General features: G+C 54.5%; 1 pseudogene. It reads left to right on the top strand.

Annotation, left to right across the window (positions count from 1 at the left end):
* Positions 1–263, top strand: a pseudogene (locus tag Q4P78_RS08720) (serine--tRNA ligase); the annotation flags it as partial.
* Positions 264–967 lie beyond the last annotated feature (704 nt).

Genomic DNA, 967 nt, shown 5'->3' on the forward strand with positions numbered 1-967 from the left:
GCGAGCTGACCTCCACCTCGAACTGCACCACCTACCAGGCACGCCGCCTGAACATACGCGAACGCACCGCAGACACCGTAGACGATGCGGGCAATGTGCGTAAGGGGCGCACCCGCGCGGTCGCAACCCTCAACGGCACCCTGGCGACTACCCGTTGGGTTGTGGCGATTCTGGAGACCCACCAGCAGCCTGACGGCTCGGTGCGTATTCCTGAGGCGCTGCGTCCGTATATGGGCGGCGCTGAGGTTATTCCTGTGGTGTAAAAACGGATGCTTCGCCGAGTTGCTAAACCTGCCGTTTCATCGTGTGGGAACCCACTAGCAGCCCAAGAGCGGTGTGCTAGCATGGGGATATTACTGAAATGGATGTGCTGCGGCGCACCCCGGGAAGAGGGCAGTACTAACTTTACCTAAAAGTATGTGATGGGCTTGGTATGAGATAGAGGATAGGCGGTAAGGGGCCATTGACCGTGCATATCAGCATGCTCTAGCATGGGGTACATCTACTATTGCTTTCCGCATAAAGCGGAAGGGGCTGGCTCTCTGACCCGCCAACCCCTTCCCGGCGGGTAACACTAACTCAAGATATTACGGATATGCTTGATAGTGTTATGGATGATGAAAACGACCTGAGCTGATCCATTGGTAAGGATGAGACTTACCAGGATTGCTTGGGTCGTTTCTATGAATTCATAGAAAGACATCCTTCCCACCCCCTCTCCGCCCCGGGAGTCAACGCAGGGATGTATCTACTATTGCGTGCTGCGGACTCACCCTGCGAAGAGGGCAGTACTAACTTTACCGTACAGTGTTATTTCAGCTTCTAGTGTGCGTTTAGGTTCCTAAAAAGCGTTACTCTTAAAGTATGCCCATTTCGCGTTCTAAACTTATTGGCGCATCAGCCTTAGCTGCAACAACGGCTGCGCTGGTGGCGCGTGCCCGTTCACACGCGCAGAAAATTGTGGCCC

It is taken from the genome of Rothia sp. (in: high G+C Gram-positive bacteria) (assembly GCF_030540545.1).
Classification (GTDB): Bacteria; Actinomycetota; Actinomycetes; order Actinomycetales; family Micrococcaceae; genus Rothia.